Annotated in this window: 15 protein-coding genes; 7 read left to right on the forward strand and 8 right to left on the reverse strand. The window is 74.2% G+C overall.

The features are described 5' to 3' along the window. The first annotated feature begins 18 nt into the window (after positions 1–18). From J7I94_RS23040 to J7I94_RS23050, 3 genes are all read left to right on the forward strand, one after another. The gene (locus J7I94_RS23040; protein WP_215169521.1) at positions 19–1,500 is read left to right on the forward strand and encodes a cytochrome P450; all 1,482 of its coding nucleotides are present in this window, start codon (positions 19–21) and stop codon (positions 1,498–1,500) included. An 18-nt stretch (positions 1,501–1,518) separates the two neighbouring features. After that, a complete protein-coding gene (locus J7I94_RS23045) occupies positions 1,519–2,625 on the forward strand; it encodes a (-)-alpha-amorphene synthase (protein WP_308114662.1) in 1,107 nt (368 codons plus the stop codon). 306 nt (positions 2,626–2,931) lie between these two features. Beyond that, positions 2,932–5,841 (forward strand): AAA family ATPase, encoded by a 2,910-nt coding sequence (locus J7I94_RS23050; protein ID WP_215169523.1) that lies wholly within the window; start codon positions 2,932–2,934, stop codon positions 5,839–5,841. An 86-nt stretch (positions 5,842–5,927) separates the two neighbouring features. On the opposite strand, the gene J7I94_RS23055 is transcribed toward J7I94_RS23050, so the two are convergent. Next, a complete protein-coding gene (locus J7I94_RS23055) occupies positions 5,928–6,713 on the reverse strand; it encodes a response regulator (RefSeq protein WP_215169525.1) in 786 nt (261 codons plus the stop codon). Between the two features lie 248 nt (positions 6,714–6,961). Between J7I94_RS23055 and J7I94_RS23060 the strand changes: the two genes are divergently transcribed. Genes J7I94_RS23060 through J7I94_RS23070 form a run of 3 tightly spaced genes read left to right on the forward strand, consistent with a single transcriptional unit; the run spans position 6,962 to position 9,976 of the window. Further along, positions 6,962–7,945: a tripartite tricarboxylate transporter substrate binding protein gene (locus J7I94_RS23060; protein ID WP_215169572.1), complete on the forward strand. Its 984-nt coding sequence runs from the start codon at positions 6,962–6,964 to the stop codon at positions 7,943–7,945. Further along, positions 7,942–8,478: a tripartite tricarboxylate transporter TctB family protein gene (locus J7I94_RS23065; RefSeq protein WP_215169527.1), complete on the forward strand. Its 537-nt coding sequence runs from the start codon at positions 7,942–7,944 to the stop codon at positions 8,476–8,478. Before J7I94_RS23060 ends, J7I94_RS23065 begins: the two co-directional genes overlap by 4 nt. A 1-nt stretch (position 8,479) precedes the next feature. Then, positions 8,480–9,976 (forward strand): tripartite tricarboxylate transporter permease, encoded by a 1,497-nt coding sequence (locus tag J7I94_RS23070; RefSeq protein WP_215169529.1) that lies wholly within the window; start codon positions 8,480–8,482, stop codon positions 9,974–9,976. A gap of 789 nt (positions 9,977–10,765) precedes the next feature. Here the strand turns inward: J7I94_RS23070 and J7I94_RS23075 are convergent. From J7I94_RS23075 to J7I94_RS23090, 4 genes are all read right to left on the reverse strand, one after another. Continuing rightward, the gene (locus J7I94_RS23075; protein WP_215169531.1) at positions 10,766–11,257 is read right to left on the reverse strand and encodes a DedA family protein; all 492 of its coding nucleotides are present in this window, start codon (positions 11,255–11,257) and stop codon (positions 10,766–10,768) included. A gap of 207 nt (positions 11,258–11,464) precedes the next feature. Next, complete coding sequence (locus tag J7I94_RS23080) at positions 11,465–12,937, reverse strand: aminotransferase class V-fold PLP-dependent enzyme (protein WP_308114664.1); 1,473 nt, start codon at positions 12,935–12,937, stop codon at positions 11,465–11,467. A 278-nt stretch (positions 12,938–13,215) separates the two neighbouring features. Next, positions 13,216–14,640 carry an ATP-grasp domain-containing protein gene (locus tag J7I94_RS23085; RefSeq protein WP_215169534.1) on the reverse strand — a complete coding sequence of 475 codons (1,425 nt, stop codon included), beginning with the start codon at positions 14,638–14,640 and terminating at the stop codon, positions 13,216–13,218. A 2-nt stretch (positions 14,641–14,642) separates the two neighbouring features. After that, positions 14,643–15,569 carry a hypothetical protein gene (locus tag J7I94_RS23090; RefSeq protein ID WP_215169536.1) on the reverse strand — a complete coding sequence of 309 codons (927 nt, stop codon included), beginning with the start codon at positions 15,567–15,569 and terminating at the stop codon, positions 14,643–14,645. A 47-nt stretch (positions 15,570–15,616) separates the two neighbouring features. Here J7I94_RS23090 and J7I94_RS23095 point away from each other — a divergent pair, with 47 nt between their 5' ends. Continuing rightward, on the forward strand, positions 15,617–17,029 hold the full coding sequence (locus J7I94_RS23095; RefSeq protein ID WP_215169538.1) for a pyridoxal-dependent decarboxylase: 1,413 nt from the start codon (positions 15,617–15,619) through the stop codon (positions 17,027–17,029). An 86-nt stretch (positions 17,030–17,115) separates the two neighbouring features. On the opposite strand, the gene J7I94_RS23100 is transcribed toward J7I94_RS23095, so the two are convergent. From J7I94_RS23100 to J7I94_RS23110, 3 genes are all read right to left on the reverse strand, one after another. Continuing rightward, complete coding sequence (locus J7I94_RS23100) at positions 17,116–17,367, reverse strand: hypothetical protein (protein ID WP_215169540.1); 252 nt, start codon at positions 17,365–17,367, stop codon at positions 17,116–17,118. A gap of 25 nt (positions 17,368–17,392) precedes the next feature. After that, positions 17,393–17,659, reverse strand: a complete 267-nt coding sequence (locus tag J7I94_RS23105; protein ID WP_215169542.1) for a hypothetical protein — start codon at positions 17,657–17,659, stop codon at positions 17,393–17,395. 71 nt (positions 17,660–17,730) lie between these two features. Continuing rightward, positions 17,731–18,000 (reverse strand): hypothetical protein, encoded by a 270-nt coding sequence (locus J7I94_RS23110; protein ID WP_215169544.1) that lies wholly within the window; start codon positions 17,998–18,000, stop codon positions 17,731–17,733. Positions 18,001–18,087 lie beyond the last annotated feature (87 nt).

Genomic DNA, 18,087 nt, shown 5'->3' on the forward strand with positions numbered 1-18,087 from the left:
TGAGGCAGGTGGTGTCCCATGAGCGAGGCCGTATCCGCGACGGAGCGCGTCTGGACGACCGGTGTTGCGCCGGGCATATTACCGTTCTTAGGAAACGCTATCGCACTGTTCCGGCGCCCGCTGGACTTTCTGGAAACCCTGCCCGCGCGGGGCGACTTGGTCGAAATACGTCTGGGACCGCGCCGGGCCTGGATGGTCTGCGACCCGGCCCTGGTCCACCGGATGCTCAAGGACCCGCGCACCTTCGACAAGGGCGGCCCGCTGTACGACCGGCTGCGCGGGCTCATGGGCGACGGCCTGGTGACCTGCCCCCACCACGAGTACCGACGGCAGCGCAGGATGCTGCAGCCCGCGTTCAGTCCCGCGCGGGTGGCCCGGTGCACCGGTGTCATGGGCGCGGAGGCCGCGTCGGTGGGCGGCTCGTGGCGGCCGGGACAGCGGGTCGACGTGACGGCGGCGATGGTCGCCCTGACCACGGGCGTCACCAGCCGGCTGCTCTTCTCCGACTCCCTGGACGCCGGCCGGGCCGCGGCGGTGCGCGACTGTCTCGCGGTGATCGTCCGGGGGCTGTTCGTCCGGACGGTCCTGCCCGTCGACGCCCTGTTCCGCCTGCCCACCCCCGCCAACCGGCGGTACCGGAGCGCGGTGTCACAGCTGCACACGCTGGTCGACGCCATCGTCGCCGAGCGGCGCCGCGGCGTACCCCGCGACGACCTCCTGGGCACCCTGCTGGCGGCCACGCGCGCGGACGGCGCGCCGGGTGCCGGACCGGCGGCGTCGCCCGGACCGGCGGCGTCGCCCGGACCGGCCGAACCGCTCACCGAGCGGGAGGTCCGCGACCAGCTGGTCACGCTCCTGCTCACCGGCGTCGAGAGCACCGCCATGTGCCTGGCCTCCGTGTTCGGCCTGCTGGCGGACCACCCGGAGGCGGAGCGCCCGCTGCACGAGGAGCTGGACACGGTCCTGGACGGCCGGTCCCTGCCCGGCCCCGAGGAGCTGACCCGGCTCGTGCACACCCGCGCCGTGGTCACCGAGACCCTCCGGCTGCGCCCGCCGGGCTGGCTGTTCACCCGGCTCACCACCCGGGAGACCGAACTGGGCGGGCACCGCCTGCCGCGCGGCGCCACCGTTCTCTACAGCCCTTACCTCCTGCACCACCGGGACGATTCGTTCCCCGAGCCCGAGCGGTTCCGTCCGGAGCGGTGGCTGCCGGGACAGGCGGCCGACGGGGCGGGCGGGGCGCTGCTGCCCTTCGCCGCGGGCAGCCGCAAGTGCATCGGCGACACGTTCGCCATGACCGAGGCCGTCACCGCCGTGGCCGTCATCGCCCGTCGCTGGCGGCTGCGCTCACCGTCGGGTCCGGTCGGCCGGCCGCGTCCGGCGGCCACGCTGGGTCCCCGGTCGCTGGTACTGGTCTGCGCACCACGGGCACACCTGCCGGGCAGAGCACCCGCGCCCCTGGACGGCGCCCCACGGACCGGACTCCCGACAGGCAGGTGACGACGTATGACAACACGGGTGACGAACACGACGAGCACGGTGCGGATGACGAAGCCGACGAGCACGGTGCGGACGACGAAGCCGACGAGCACGGTGCCGATGACGAAGGCGACGGAGCAGGCGCGCGAGGAGGTCCCGGCCGGGACGCCGGGAAGCAGCCTCAAGGAACTGATCGAGACCACGCTCCACATGCCCTTCCCGCTCCTGGCCAACCCCCATGAGCAGCGGGCGGCGGCCGGCGTCGACACCTGGCTGCGCCGCTGGGGGCTGACCGACGACCCGGCGGTCGCGGACATGATCGTCCGGACCCGTCCGGCGCAGCTCGCCTCGTACAACAGCCCGACGATGGACGCCGGTCTGCTCCAGCTGGTGGCCGATCAGATCGCGTACCAGTTCGTCTTCGACGACCGGGCGGAGGAACTGGGCCGCTCGGGGCCGGACGCGCTGCTGCCGATGGTCTGCGAGAGCGTGGCGATCCTGCGGGACGGCGAGCCGCCGGTCACCCCGCTCGGGGCGGCCCTGACCGACCTCCACCGGCGCGTCCGGGAGCGGTGCACGCCCGCGCAGGCGGCCCGCTGGGCCTGGAACAGCCGCGAGTACGTGCACGGGCTGCTGTACGAGGCGGTGGCGCAGAACCACTCGCTCCCGCCGCGGATCGCACTGGTCACCTCCATCCGGGCGCTGATCGCCGGGGTGGAGCCGTTCTATCCGCTGTGCGAGGCCGCGCAGCCCGAGGAACTGACCGCGCGGGAACTGCACCACCCGGTGATGCGGCGCCTCGCCAGGCTCTCGGCCGACGCGGCGGTGTGGATACCCGACCTGTTCTCCGCGGTGAAGGAGCACCGGACCGGCGGCCTGATCAACCTCGCGCTCGCCTACCGGCGGACCCAGGACTGCTCCCTGCCCCAGGCCGTCACCCTGGCGGTACGGCGGATCAACGCCACGATCGAGGAGTTCCAGCGGCTGCGCCACGTGATCGCCCCCGAACTGAGCCCCGCCGGCGCCGGGTACATCGAGGGCATGGCCGGGTGGATACGGGGCTGTTACCACTGGTCGCGCGTGGTGCCGCGGTACGCGGAGACGGCGGAGGTGCCGGTGGGGCCGGTGGCGCCCGTGGGGTCGTGACACCGCCCGCTGCCGCCTGACGCCGTTTGACGCCGACGGCGGCCGCGCGGACAGTCTCCGTGCGGGCGACCGCCGTGCGGACAGCCTCCCTGGGGGGGGCGCGCCGCGCGGTCGGCGTCGCGCCCACGGGGTCCGCGCGGTGGCGATCCGAGCCTCGCTACCCACCCGGAGCCCGCCCCATACACCAGCGGAGCCGGATTCACCCATCCTCGTCGAACCTGTCTCAGAATCCGGGCAGTCCGGCTCCGCCAGGGCGTACGCTCGGCGCTGTCCTCCGACGGCCGTCGACAGGAAGCAGTACGGCAGATGGCGACTGGACTGCGTCAACCGGGCACCGGTAACCGTTCATTATTGGAACGCGCGCACGAACTGCGCGCTCTCGACGATGCCTTGACCCGGCTGTGCGACACCGACGGCGACACGCCACGCGGGCGGCGGGGCGGCGTGGTCGCGTTCACGGGACCGGCCGGGATGGGCAAGACGACGCTTCTGTCCCAGGCCCGGGCCCGGGCGGTGGCCCGTGGCTGCACGGTGCTGTCCGGCCGCGGCGGGGAGAACGAGCAGGAGCTGGCGTTCCGGGTGCTGCGCCAGTTGCTCCAGCCCTCGCTGGCGGCGCTGGACGGCCACGAGCGCCGTGCGTTCCTGGGCAGTTGGTACGACATCGTCGCCGCCGCCCTCGGTCTGGAGGCGGCCGGTGCCGCCCGGGCCCCCGACCCCCTGAGCGTCCGCGACGGCCTCGACTGGGTCATGACCCGGCTCACCGTGCGCAAGGCGCCGGTCGTCGTACTGCTGGACGACGCGCACTGGGCGGACGTCGAGTCCCTCGGCTGGCTCGCCTCCTTCGCACCCCGCGCCGAGGACCTCCCTCTGCTGATCGTCACCGCCTACCGGCCCGACGAACTGCCCTCCGAGGCGGACGCGTTCCGGGCACTGACGGAACGTCATGGGCAGCGCCCGCACAGCCTGTCCCCGCTCACCGAGACCGCCGTGGCCCGGATCGTGCGGGACAGGGTGGGCGAGGGTGCCGAGGACGCGTTCTGCGCCGAGTGCTGGGCGGTCACCGGCGGCAGCCCCTTCGAGACCGTCGAACTGGCCGTACGGCTCGACGAGGCCGGACTGACCGGCACCGCGTCCGATCTCGCGGCGATGCGGAACCTCGCCTCGGCCGTCAAGGGGCCGGGACTGGCCGACCGGCTGCACCGGCTCGGCGGTGCCACCGTCCGTTTCGCCTGGGCCGTGGCCGTACTGGGTTCACCGGCCCCGCCGGAGCTGGCCGCGACCCTCGCGGTGGTCGGCACCGAGGAGGGCGCCGCGGCGACCGAGCGGCTGCGCGCCGCCCGTATCCTCGCCCCGGGCACCGGGGCCGGCGGCGGCCTGGAGTTCGTCCACCCCCTGATCGCCCGGGCGGTGTACCGGGACGTCCCGGCCGGTCTGCGCGTCGGGATGCACAACACCGCCGCCGAGGCCGTCCTCGCCGCCGGGCTCGGCCCCACCGCCGCCGCCCGGCACCTCCTGGAGGTGCCCTGCGAGGGCAAGCCGGCCGCCGTCGCCTGTCTGCGGGCGGCCGCCCGCGAGTACCTGCGGGCCGGCGCGCCGGAGGCCGCCCAGCGGGTCCTGACCCGGGCGCTCCACGAGCCGCCGCCGTCCGAGGAGCGGGCCGCCCTGCTCCACGAACTGGCCCGCGCCACCTTCCTGATCGACCCCGCGGCCACCGTCAGTCACCTCCGCGCGGCGCTGGCGGAACCGGACATCGACCCCGGTCTGCGCGCCTCGATCGTCTTCCGGCTGGCCCAGGCGCTGGCCCACACCGACCAGGTCGCGGAGGCCGCCGCGGTCGCCGGGGAGGAGGCCCGGCGGGCCACCAACGCCCGCATCCGGCTGCGTATGCTGGCCGACCACTACGTGTGGAGCGCCTCCCGCACCGACGAGCCGGACTCCCCCGCGCGCTCCCGCGTCCTGGCCCGGCTGGCCGAGCGGATGCCCGGCCGCGGTCTGGAGGAGCGCTACATCCTCGGGATGCGCGCCTGGGACGCCGTACTGCGCGGCGAACCCCGGCACATCCCCCTGGCCTTCGCCGAGGAGGCGCTGCGCGGCGGATTGAGCTGGACCAGCGAGCACCAGGGCTTCGAGGTGCCCGTCTCCGTCGCCCTGGTGTTCATGTACGGCGACCAGCCGGGCCGGGCGGAGGAACTGTTCGCCCAGGGCATCGCCGAGTGCCAGAGCAAGGGCTGGCGCGGTTCCCACCTGGCGCTGGGGCAGGCCCTCTTGGGGTACATCCGCTACCGGCGCGGCTCGCTGGCCGAGGCGGAGGACCTGGTACGGGCGGGCCTCACGATCGCCGACCGGGTGGACGGGGCGGTGCCCGCGCAGTGGTTCGCCGTCGGCATCCTCGTCCAGACGCTGCTGGCCCGGGGCCGGACCGCCGAGGCACGCCGGCTCGCCGACCGGTACCGCTACGGCGAGGCCGTGCCGAACGCCGTCATCTATCCCGATCCCCGCACGGTCCACGCCGAGCTGCTGCTGGCCGAGGGCCGGGACCGGGCGGCGGCGCGCGTCCTGACCGAGGTCGGCGAGCGGCTGGACGAACGCGCCTGGCGCAACCCCTCCTGGTGTCCCTGGCAGCTGCACCTGTCCCGGGCCGTGGCCCGCGCCGACCCCGGCCGGGCGGTGCGGCTGGCCCGGGAGGCGGTCAAGCGGGCCCGGGACTTCGGGGCCGCGTCGGTGATCGGCCAGGCCCTGCACACCGAGGCGGAGGTGACCGGCGGGGCGGTGGCGCTGGAGCTGTACGACGAGGCCGTGCGGCGGCTGGAGGCGTCGCCCGCCGCCTACGAGCTGGCCCGCGCGCTGGTCGGCCACGGCGCGCTGCTGTCCCGCAACGGCCGGGTGCAGGAGGCCGCCGACCGGCTCTACCAAGGGCTGGAACGCGCGGTGCACTGCGGCGCGGAGGGGCTGGCCGGCCGGGCCAGGGCGGAGCTGTCCGCGGCCGGGCTGCGGTCGCTGCCGCTGCGGTACGCGCAGACCGACACGCTCACCGCGCGGGAACGCCGGGCGGCCGAGATGACCGCCCGTGACGATCCGCCGGACGTGGTCGCCAAGGAACTGCGCCTGACCGAGCAGGGCGTGCGGCAGGTGCTCTCCTCGGTCTACCGCAAACTGGGCACCGACGCCGAGGGACTGGGCAGGGCCCTGGAGATCTCGACCCGGCCGCGTTACTGACCGGCTCGGGGCCACCTCGCCCGTGGGGCCACCTCACCCCCCCGGGGGCACCTCACCCGGGGGGCACCTCACGATCAAGAACCGACTCACGCCCGGACCCCGCCGGTGGACGGCAGACCGGTGGACGGCAGACCGGTGGACGGCCAACCCCCGGGGCCCACCGGGCGATCGCGGTCGCGGTGGCGGTAGCGGCGTTCGGGGCGGCCGGCGACGCCGTAGCGCAGGGAGACCTCGGCGCTGCCGACGGTGTGGAAGTACTCCAGGTAGCGCCGGGCGCTCACCCGGGAGACGCCGGTACGGGCCGCGCACTCGCTGGCGGACAGGGTGCCGTCGGCGTCGCGGAGGGCGCGTTCGATCAGCTCGGCGGTCTCCACGCTCATGCCCTTGGGCAGCGCCGGGCCGGGCGCGGGGCCGCCCGCGCCCGCCAGGACCCGGTCCACGTCGGCCTGGCCGCGGACCACCGTCTCCAGCAGACGGCCGCGCTGAACGGCGTACCGTTCCAGGCGTAGCCGCAGGTCCTCGAACTCGAAGGGTTTGAGGAGGTAGTCGACGACGCCCTGCCGTACGGCGGCGCGCACCGTGTCGGTCTCGCGGGCCGCGCTGACGACCATGACGTCGCAGTCGTGGCCGGCGGCGCGCAGCCGCGGCAGGAGGTCGAGGCCGAACACGTCCGGCAGGTACAGGTCGAGCAGGACCAGGCCGGGGCGGAGCCGGTCGACGGCGGCGAGGGCCTGCTCGCCGGTGGCGGCGGCGCCGACGACGCGGAACGGGGTGACGCGTTCGACGAAGGCGCGGTGGATCCGGGCCACCATGAAGTCGTCGTCGACCACGAGGGTGTCGATCGGCTCCGTCCGGCTGGTTCCGGTCGTCATGTCGCTCCTTCCGCCACCGCGTCGACGGGGTGGCTGACGGTCGTGCGGGCGGTGCGCGGCGCCCGTCGGGGCGCTGGTCACCGAGATCTCACCGCCGTGACGTTCGCAGACCGGCCGGGCCGGCGCCAGGGGTGAGCGGTGACGATGACCGCAAAGACCACAACCTCCGTTGGTGACGCAAAGACGACGGGCCGCCGGGGAGCGGGCACCATGTGGCCCACATCGACGCGACGACAGGTGGTGGCATCGTGCGCCTGCGCACCCCCCTCGCCCTGTTCGGGGCCGCCGTGCTGGTGCTCGTGGGACCGCCGCTGCTGGACACCGGCGGCGGCGACGGGACCGGTACGCAGATCCCGGGCCTGCGCCTCATGGTCCCCAACACGCCCGGCGGCGGCTACGACATCACGGCCCGTACGGCCGCGAAGGACGCCGAGGACGCCGGACTGACCCATGGCATCGAGGTGTTCAACCTGCCCGGCGCCGGCGGCACGGTGGGGCTGAGCCGGCTGGTGGGCGAGCACGGCAACGGCAGGCTCGCGATGTCCATGGGCCTGGGCGTGGTGGGCGCCGTCCGCTCCAACGACGCGCCCCGCACCCTCGCCGACACCACGCCGATCGCCCGCCTCACCGAGGAGCAGGACGTCGTGGTGGTCGCCAAGGACTCCCCGTACCGGACGATCGACGAGCTGATCGGGGCCTGGAAGAAGGACCCGGGCAAGCTGCCGGTGGGCGGCGGTTCGTCACCGGGCGGTCCTGACCATCTCGCGCCGATGCTGATGGCGCGGGCGGCGGGGATCGCCCCGAAGGCGGTCAACTACGTCCCGTTCGACGGCGGCGGTGAGCTGCTCGCCTCGATCCTCGGCGGCAAGGTGGCCTTCGGTGTCTCGGGCGTCGGCGAGTACCTCGACCAGATCAGGGCGGGTGAGCTGCGGCTGCTCGCGGTGACCGGCCCCGAGCGGGTCGAGGGGCTGGACGCTCCCACGCTGAAGGAGGCCGGGTACGACGTGGACTTCACCAACTGGCGCGGCATCGTCGCGCCGCCCGGTCTGTCGGACGCCGAGCGGGACAAACTGGTGCGGCTGGTCGAGGAGTTGCACGACTCGCCCGAGTGGCGGAAGTCGATGGAGACCAACGGCTGGGACGACGCCTTCCTCACCGGCGAGGAGTTCGGTGACTTCCTGGACGCGCAGGACCAGCGCGTGGTGTCGGTACTGAAGGAGCTGGGCCTGTGAGTACCCGTACGGATCCCGCCCCCGCCGCCGCCACCGACCGGCGTTCATGGCTGCGCGACCACTCCGAACTCGGCGTCTGCGTCCTGCTGCTGGCGCTCGGCGTGCTGGTGCTGACCGACGCGCTGGCCATGGACGTCGACATCACCCAGCGCGGCCCGGTCGGCCCGCGGACCGTGCCGGTCGCGGTCGGCGCCGGGCTGCTGCTGATCGCCGCGCTGCTCGCGGTGGACGTGCTGCGCGGCGGCCGGGGCGAGGCGGAGGGCGGCGAGGACGTCGACCTGTCCGAACCCGCCGACTGGCGCACGGTGCTGATGCTCACCGGGGTCTTCCTGGGCGCGGCCGTCCTCATCGAGCCCGTCGGCTTCCCGATCGCGGGGGCGCTGTTGTTCTGGGGCGCCGCGTTCGCGCTGGGCAGCCGCCGCCTCGACCGCGACCCGCTGATCGCCGCGGTGCTGTCCGTCGTCACGTACGCCGTCTTCGACCAGTTGCTCGGTGTCCCGCTCCCCGGCGGCCCGCTGATGGGAGTCCTGTGACATGAACGCCCTCAACTCGCTGTGGGACGGCTTCGGTACGGCCCTCACCCCGCTCAACCTCCTGTGGGCCGCGCTCGGTGTGCTGCTCGGCACGGCGATCGGCGTCCTGCCCGGCATCGGTCCGGCGATGGCGGTCGCCCTGCTGCTGCCGGTGACGTACGGCCTGGACCCGGTCGCCGCGTTCATCATGTTCGCGGGCATCTACTACGGCGCCATGTTCGGCGGCTCGACGACCTCGATCCTGCTCAACACGCCCGGGGAGAGCGCGGCCGTGGTAGCGGCCATGGAGGGCAACCCGATGGCCAAGGCGGGGCGCGGCGCGCAGGCGCTGGCCGCGGCCGCCGTGGGCCACTTCGCGGGCGGCATGATCGGCACGATCCTGCTGGTCGCGCTGGCGCCGACGGTCGCGGACCTGGCGGTGGGAATCGGCGCCCCGGACTACTTCGCCATCATGGTGCTGGCGTTCATCGCCGTGACGTCGGTGCTGGGCTCCTCGCGCGTGCGCGGGATGGCGTCGCTGCTGATCGGCCTGACGATCGGGCTGGTGGGCCTGGACCAGATGACCGGACAGCAGCGGCTGACGTTCGGTTCGCTGCAACTGGCCGACGGCATCGACGTGGTGATCGTCGCGGTCGGTCTGTTCGCGATCGGGGAGGCGCTGTGGGTGGCGGCCCATCTGCGGCGCGGGGCGGCCGATCCGATCCCGGTGGGCAGGCCCTGGCTGGGCCGGGCGGATCTGGGCCGGACCTGGAAGTCGTGGCTGCGGGGCCCGTTCATCGGCTTCCCGTTCGGCGCGATCCCGGCGGGCGGCGCGGAGATCCCGACCTTCCTGTCGTACGTCACCGAGAAACGGCTCTCGAAGCACAAGGACGAGTGGGGCAAGGGCGCCATCGAGGGCGTCGCGGGCCCGGAGTCGGCGGCGTCCGCGTCGGCGGCGGGGACGCTGGTGTCGATGCTGACGCTGGGGCTGCCGACGACGGCGGTGGCGGCGGTGATGCTGGCCGCGTTCCAGCAGTACGGCATCCAGCCCGGCCCGCTGCTCTTCGAACGCGAGCCCGAGCTGGTGTGGGGCCTGATCGCCTCGCTCTTCGTCGGCATGGTGCTGCTGCTCGCGCTGAACCTGCCGCTGGCCCCGGTCTGGGCCAAGCTGCTGCGCATTCCGCGCCCCTACCTCTACGCGGGCATCATGTTCTTCGCGGCGGTCGGCGCCTACGCCGTCGGCGGCGAGGTCGTCGACCTGGTGACCCTGCTGGTCATCGGCCTGGTCGGCTTCGGCATGCGGCGCTACGGGCTGCCGGTGCTGCCCGCCGTCATCGGCGTGATCCTCGGCCCCGCCGCCGAGCAGCAGTTGCGGCGCGCGCTGCAGATCAGCGACGGCAGCGTCACCGGCCTGGTCGACACGCCGTTCTCGGTGACGGTGTACGCGGTGATCGTGCTGCTGCTGGCCTGGCCGCTGCTGCGGCGGGCGGCGGGGCGGGTACGGGGGCGGGGGGCGTGACCCGGACGGTTTCGAATGATCAGAGGACGCCGGCGGACCGCAGGAAGTCCGCGTTGGTGCGGACGGGCCGGCCAGTGAACAGCCGGACGCCCTGGGCGGGGCTCCAGCTCGGCTGATCGACGGAGGACCCGGTGTCGTTGCGGAGCTGACCGATGAGGGTCTCGGCGACGACACGGTGCCGACCTCGCCGAGCCGCCGGCCCAGTTCGCGCACCTCGGCCTCCTTCAGCACGGAGAACAACAGCGGAGTGGCCTCGAACAGGTCGCCGGCCTCAAGGGCGTCCTCGACCGCCTCACTGCTGCCTGTTCCAGTTCCGGCCGCTGAGCGGCACCACGCCGAGCGCCTCGGCGACCGTCTGGCCGGTGGGTGCCGCCCAGCGGCCGGACACAACCCGTGTGCGCGGGCGCGCTCGGTGTCCTGGCCGCCGCGGATACCCACCGGCCTCTGCCGGCTGGTCCTGGTCGAGGGCCTGTAGTGGGCCGATCCCCCGTCGCGGCAGATCCTCCGGTTCGTGGCCCGGCGGCTTGCCGCGAACGGGTGACCCCGGTCATGGCCGGTAAGGTGCTGCGCCGCTTGCGGCGGCCGTCCGCGGCAGCGCCCCCCGGCCGCTCGCCCAGCTCACTTCGCAGAGACTCCAGGTCGCCCGGGCCGTCGGCGAGGAACTCAGCAACGGGGAGGCCGCCGCGTCGCTGTTCCTGTCCCGCAAGACGATCGAGGCCCACCTGACTCGCGCTACCGCAAACCGGGCGTCCGGGCGGGGTGAGGATCACCGCGTGACGCGAGCCGCCGTCAGTGCTGTTCTTCGACCACGGCCTCGCGCAACGCCGGAGCGGCGGCCTTCCGCCGACGGCGGTACACCACCCAGCCGCACACCGCGAGGAGGACCACGGCGACCGCGGCGACCCCGAACGCCGTCCGCTCGGCGAACAGCCGCCCCAGCAGTTCGAGGGCTCCGAGCCCGGCGGTCGCGTAGATCAGCGCCCAGCCCGCTCCGCCCACGAAGAGCGCGGGCAGATAGCGCGGCAGGGGCATGCGCATGCTCCCGGCGAGGAAGTTGGCCGCGGTCTGGAAACCGACGGTCAGGAAGGAGACGGCGACCACGGGCGCGCCCCAGCGCTGGATCGCCCGCTCGACGCGCCGGAACCTGCCCGAGGAGTACCGTGCGGCGAGCTTGCTGCGCCGCGCGCCGGCGCCGGCGAGCCGTCCGACGGCGTATGTCCCTCCGGCCCGCAGCAGCACGATGACGTAAAGACCGGCGGCTGTGAGCGCGACCTCATCCACGACGCCTCGCCCTCGGCGCCACCGGGCCCTCGACGGGCACGAGCCTGGTCTCCATGTCTCACCTGCGGTCCACTGCTGCCGGTTCCGACCCCCGCGCCCATTGTCGCACCCGGCCCCGCTGAGCTGCGCCGGGGTGAGGAACCCTCGTCACCGCCTCTCCGGGAGGGCCCGCGGGACCGGCCGGGCGGCCGGCTTCCGCGATACGCCTCACCCGGCACCGTTCAGCGCCCGGCCCGCCCGGACCACCAGTTCGAGGGCGGCGTCGATGTCGGCCGTGGTGGTGGCCGGGTTGATGGTGCACATCCTCAGGACCGTCCGGCCGTGGACGCGGGTGGTCAGCAGCAGTGCCCGGCCCGTGGCGCGGACGGCGTCACTGACGGACTGCTGGAGGCGGTCGACGGCGGACGGGTCGGCGGGGCAGCCCGGCGGCCGGCAGCGGAAGGTGAGGATGCCGAGGCCGGGGGCGCTGGTGAGGTCGAGGTCGGGGTGGGCGGTGATGCGGGCGGCGGCGTGGTCGGACAGGTGGAGGCCGTGGTCGACGGCACGGCGGAAGGCCGCGGCGCCGAAGGTCTTGAGGGAGAGCCACACCTTCAGGGCGCGCAGGCCGCGGGACTGCTGGGGGCCGAGGTCGTCGAAATTGACCTCGTCGTGACGGGCCTCGGCGGGGTGGAGGTACCCGGTGTCGAGGTGGTGGCGGGCCATCCGGAAGGTGGCCCTGAGAAGCTCCGGGTCGCGGACGAGGACGCAGCCGGTCTCGTAGGGCTGGAACAGCCATTTGTGCGGGTCGAAGGTGAGGGAGTCGGCGTGCGCCAGCGCGTCGCGCAGGTGGTGGCCGCGCTCGGAGAGGGCGTACGCCGCCCCGTGGGCACCGTCGACGTGCAGCCACAGCCCGTGCCGGCGGCAGAGCCGCGCGAGGTCCGTGACGGGGTCGACGGCGCCGGTGCCGGTGGTGCCGACGGTGGCGACGACGGCGAGGGGACGCAGGCCGTCGGTGAGGTCGGCGTCGATCCGGGCGGCCAGGGCCCGCGGATCGAGGCGTTGGCCGGCGTCGGGTTCGAGGGCGGTGAGCTGGTCGCGACCCAGACCCAGCAGGTGTGCGGCGCGGGCGACGGAGGGGTGGGCCTGGGTGGAGCAGTACAGGCGGGCGCCGGTCAGATCACCGGCGAGGTGATGGTCGCGGGCGGCGGCGAGTGCCGTGAGGTTGGCGACGGAGCCGCCGCTGACGAACAGGCCGCCCCAGTGTCCGGGCAGGCCCAGCAGCTCTTTCAGCCAGTTCAGGGCGGTCAGTTCCACCCGGGTGGGGCCGGAACCGACCAGCCACGCGCCGGGGACGCTCAGGTGGGCGGTGGAGAGCAGGTCGGCGAGGACCGCGGGATAGTTCCCGGTGGTGGGCACGAAGGCGAAGCAGCGGGGGTGGTCGAACCGGATGCCGAGCGGCAGGACGTCCTGGGCGAGGTGGTCGAGCAGTCCGGTCAGGTCGCCGCCCTCCTCGGGCAGCGGCTCGTCGAGCAGTGCCGCGAGTGCGGCGGGACCGGCGACGGCGTGCGGCGGGCCGTCCGCCACCGTGCACAGCCGCTGGACGACGAGGTCCACGGCATGGCGGCCGGCAACCCGCATCTCCTCGGCGGACAGGGCGAGTTCACCGGGGCGGTAGGGGTGCGAGGTCTCACCGGTGCTCACGGAGCGGGCCGACGGCACCGGGCCGGTGGGCGGGGAGACACCGACCGGGGGGACATCCGCCGGGGGAGCGCCGACCGGGGAAACCTCGGCCGAGGAGACACCAGCCACCGAGACACCAACCGGGGAAACCTCGGCCGAGGAGACACCAGCCACCGAGACACCAACCGGGGAAACCTCGGCCGAGGAGACACCGGCCCGGGAAGCACCGACCAGGGAAACGTCCGCCGGGGAGACACCACCGGCCGCGGAGCCTGTGCCGGTGGACGGGGCGTCGTGGGTCATACGGGATCACCTGTCGTGGTCCGGATCTCCTGCGTGAGGAGTCGTTCGGTCCAGGACCGGCCCCAGGGGCCGAGGGCGGGTCGCGGGGACACGTCGCAGAGGTGGTGGCCGGTCTGCACCAGCACGAGTTCGTCGCCGGGCAGCACAGGCCCCGGGGAGGCGTGCGGCCAGAGCAGGGCCGTCCCGGCCCCCTGCCGTGGGAGGGGATCCGGCAGAGCCGTCTCGTCGAGGGTGCCGGTCCCCTCGAACGGTCCGAGCAGTTCGAGGGGCCCCTCTCCCGTCAGCCGGTAATGGCCGGGGCGAGGCAGACCCGTGACGTTGCCGGGCCGCCGGGCGTGCACAACCAGCTGGGCGAGCCTCGGTACCGGGCACGTCATGGCGCGGACGGGAGGCAGTTCGGGCAGCAGGCAGGCCAGTACGTGCAGCCCCAGCAGGGGCAGCAGTCCGGCGGCGGCCTCGGCCGCCTGGGCCAGGGACGCCACCGTCTGGAAGCGCGGGTTGATCTCGATGACCACGGGCGTCCCGCCGTCGACGACGAGGTCGAGGCCGAAGACGCCCCGGAAGCCGTACCGTCGCAGCACGTCGCCGACGGCACGGGCGGTGTCCCGGACGCGGGTGAGGAGCGGGGCGGGCAGGTCGGAGCCGTCCAGGAGCTGGTTGCCGCAGTGGGTACCCCATCCGGGGGTCAGTTCCGGCAGGCCGACGAGCTGGTGGGAGACGGCGGATACGACGGTCCGGTCCGCTCCCGCGCAGGCGCTGACGGTCAGCGGCAGTCCGGGCACGCGCCGGCTGAGCCGCAGGGTGTGGCCGGCCCACGCGTCCAGGGCCGCGGGCAGCGCGTCCGGTGTGTCGACGGGGACGGTGCCGCGGCCCGCCAGGTTGTTCTCCCGGCGCTGGAGCACCGCGGCGTCCCAGCCGTCCGGCCAGTGGACGGCGGCCGACGGCGACCGCTGCGCCGGGACGACCACGTGCTCGGGGACGGTGACGCCCGCCTCGGCCAGCAGGTCCAACGAGTCGATCTTGTCGGAGGCGCGGGCGGTGATGCCGGCGGGCGGGGCGAGCAGCGGGCAGCCGTGCTGCCGGGCCCAGGCTCGCGCGTGGTCACCGTGTTCGGGGGCGAAGGCGACGGCGACCGTCCGCCCGCCGGTGCGGTGTGCGGGCCGCGGCGGGGGCGGAGCCGTCAGCAGTGGGGAGACGGGCTCGTGCCGTACCAGTCCGGTGGCGGGGCGGCAGGAGGCAGGCAGGAACGCGGAGCGGTCGAGGAAGACGATCTCGTCGGCCAGCCGTTCCAGGTGAGCCGTCCCCTCGTCGGCCGCGACGCCTTCCAGCGTGACCGGGCGGGGTCCGTCCGGTTCCCGTACGGGAGGAAGGGCGGCGGACGCGGGTCCGGACCGGGCGGGTGACGGGGCGTTCGGGCGCACGATCAGCTCCTCCGGGTGGCGGCGGCTTCGCAACGGTGGGGCAAGGGCGGCGGGGCGGCGTCCGGCCGCAGCAGCCTGCCGCGGGAGGCGGCCAGGCGGTCCAGGGTGTGCAGGGCGTCGGCGCCGGTCCCCAGCAGGGAGGGGCCGTGGCCGACGAAGCGGGCGCAGATGCCGTGGTGAGCGGCGTGCACGTCCGCCAGGGCGGCATGGAGCACACCTCCCACGACACAGCCCGCGGGGCAGGCGTCGGCGTGGGCCCTGCCCCAGATCCCCAACTGCCGTACGAGGGCCCGGTGGTCGGCGGACCACAGCCCCGAGAAGCCGTCCCGCTCCGCGGGCGGTTCCATCGACGGCCGTACCTCTGTCTCGTAGGCGTGCGGGGTGAAGGACGCGGTCGCTTCCATGGCGGCCGCACTCGCCCGGAGCAGGACGGCCGCGTCCCGGGTCGCGCCCGGCCCGGGGTGACGTCCCGCAGGCCGGGCGGTGGCGTCCCGCAGGGCGACGACGGTGGCGGCGGTGAGCGCGAGGAACAGCCGGTGCCCCGCCCTCCAGCGGGCCGTCGGAATCCCGGCCGGTGCGTCGGCGGGGTCGGGTGCGCTCGCCCCGCAGACGGTCAGCGCCGTGTGCAGGGCGGCCCGGTCGTCGGCGCGGACCCAGGCACTTGCCTCGGCCGTGGTCCGCAGCAGTGCCCTCAGCAGGGTGCGCGCCGGGTCGCGGGAGGTACGGGTCACACCGAAGTGCGCGTCGTACACGGCCTCCCTGGGGTCTGCGAGGGGTTCGGCGTCCCCGGGACGGGGGTCGGCGCCGGGGCCCGTCCCGTGGCCGTCGCCCGGAGCGGGGAGTTCCTCCGCCGCGGCACGCAGTGCCGAACGAGCGTCGGGCAGCAGTTCGGGCGGGGGCAGCCACACGGGGCTCGTACGAGTGATCATGACTCCATGGGGGTGGGCCTGGGAGGTCGCGCGTCTAACTTCCGCACATGAACGAGCGCGCTTTTCAGACCGCCGCGGCTGACGCGGCCGGCCGCCTGGCCGACCACTGGCGGGCCCTGGCCTCCTGCGAACTCCCCGTGGTGCCGCCCGGTCCACCGGGCACCACGCTCAAGGCGCTTCCGGAGACGGCGCCCGAGCAGGGCGAGGACCTGGCCGGCATCCTGGAGGACACCTGGCGCACGATCGTGCCGCAGTTGGTGCACTGGCAGCACCCGAACTTCCTGGGCTACTTCCCGGCCAACAACTCGCCCGCCTCCGTACTGGCCGAGCTGGTCACGGCGGGTCTGGGTGTACAGGGCATGATGTGGTCGACGTCGCCCGCCGCCACGGAGCTGGAACAGCGGGTGTGCGACTGGCTCGCCCGTGCCCTGGGCCTGCCGTCCCGGTTCACGCACGCGTCCGGGCAGGGCGGCGGCGTGATCCAGGACTCGGCGTCGTCGGCCGCGCTGGTCGCCGTGGCCGCCGCCCTGCACCGCGCCTCCGGTGGCCGGTGGCGCGAGCACGGGACGGAGGGCCGGCTGCGCGTCTACTGCACGGACCAGGCCAACCACAGTGTGCCCAAGGTGGTCCGCGTCGCGGGCGCCGGCGAACCCGTCCTCGTTCCGACCGTCCCCGGCACGCACAGCATGGACCCGGCCGCCCTGGCCGACCGCCTCGACGCCGACCGGGCCGCGGGTCTGGTGCCCGCCGCCGTCGTCGCGACCGTGGGCACCACCGCCACCTGCGCCATCGACCCGGTACCCCGGATCGGTGCCGTCTGCCGGGAGCGCGGCGTCTGGCTGCACGTCGACGCCGCCTACGCGGGCAGCGCGGCGCTCTGCCCCGAACTGCGGGCGGGGGATGCCGAGTCGGACCTCGCGGACTCCTACGCCGTCAACGCCCACAAGTGGATGCGCACCGGCATTCCGTGCGACGTCCTGTGGGTCGCCGACCGCAAGGACCTGACCGACGCCCTCGGCGCGACCTCCTCCTATCTGCGCAACGACGCCACCGACTCGGGGCAGGTCGTCGACTTCAAGGACTGGCAGGTTCCGCTCGGCCGCCCGATGCGGGCCCTGAAGCTCTGGTACGTGCTGCGCGCCCACGGGCTGGAGGGACTGCGGGAGGTGATCCGGCGCGACGTCCGGCTCGCCGCCCTGCTCGCCTCCCTGGTCGAGCGGGAGCCCGGTTTCCGTCTCGTGGCCCACCGGCTGGGGCTCGTCGTGCTGCGCGCGGAGACCGACGAGGTGACCCGGGACATCACCCGGCGCCTCACCGGGAAACCGGAGGTCCTGTGCACGCCCGCCACCGTGGACGGCCGGCCGGTGCTCCGCGCGGCCCTGGGTTCCCCGTACGCCGACGAGACGACCGTCCGCCGGGCCTGGGACACCGTCCGGGCCTGCGCCGCGTCCGTCTCCTGACGGACCGGTCGGCCCGCCGGGACCGGCCGGAGTCACTCCCCCGGCACGTCCCGGACGGGCGGTGCCCGGCGGGCCGGACGGCTCCGTCACAACGCGGTCGGACGGACGCCGATGAAGTCGACCAGCGTGTGGCTGACGCTGTCCTCCTTCACGATGCTCTGCCCGCTGGCCTGCAGGGCCCGGCATCCGTCGCCTACCTGGGCCCCGGGCGAGAGCAGCACGATGTTGCAGAGCATCACCGGTTTCTGCTCGGTCTGGTTGGAGTCGGCCGCGGCTTCCGTCCCGTTCGCCAGCACGGCGGCGAGCGCCGTGAGCGACAGGCCGGCCGTACGCATCACACCCCTGGGGCGTCCTGCCGCCATCTCAGGCTCCCAGGGCGGCCGGGACGGCGACGTCGAGCCGGTTGACCAGGTCGACGTCCTCGGTGTGGGTCTTCAGCACGCCCTGCTTCACCTTCTGCCGCGCCTCGCACGAGCTGTGAGCGGTGGTGGCGGCCGCCGGTCCGGTGTCACACAGCATCGACGGACTGTGGGTGTTGATGTTGGTGTCCGCCGTAGCCCCTCCCGCGGCGGGCAGCACCAGCACCCCCGCGGCCAGGGCCGCGGCTCCGACGAACTGACGGGTACGCATCGATGAACTCCTGAACTGAACGGGAACGCCCGCCCCGGCTTCTCCGGCCCGGGCGGCGGAAGACGGAATGCTCAAGGCACCAGGCCGTCGACCGGCGTGATCACGTCGGCGAAGTCGACGAGGTCGGCGCTCTTGCTGTGGTGCTTGACCATCTGCTGGTCGACCTGCTGGTCCGTGACGCACGACTGCCCCTCGGTGCTCACCGAGAGCGGCCCCGCACCGCAGGTCATCGGCGGGTCGGCCAGGTTGTCGTTGCTGTCCGCGTGAGCCGTCCCTCCCGCTCCCGCCACCATCAGCCCGCAGCAGAGCGTCAGCACAACGCGCCTGCACCCGTTCGTCATGTGCGCCATCCTCATCGCTTTCACCGGTACGTCACAGCTGGTACGTGGTGACAACGGGGTAGGCCGGTCGGAGGACACTGCCCTGTG

Origin of the sequence: Streptomyces sp. ISL-12 (assembly GCF_018614415.1) — a bacterium.
Classification (GTDB): domain Bacteria; phylum Actinomycetota; class Actinomycetes; order Streptomycetales; family Streptomycetaceae; genus Streptomyces.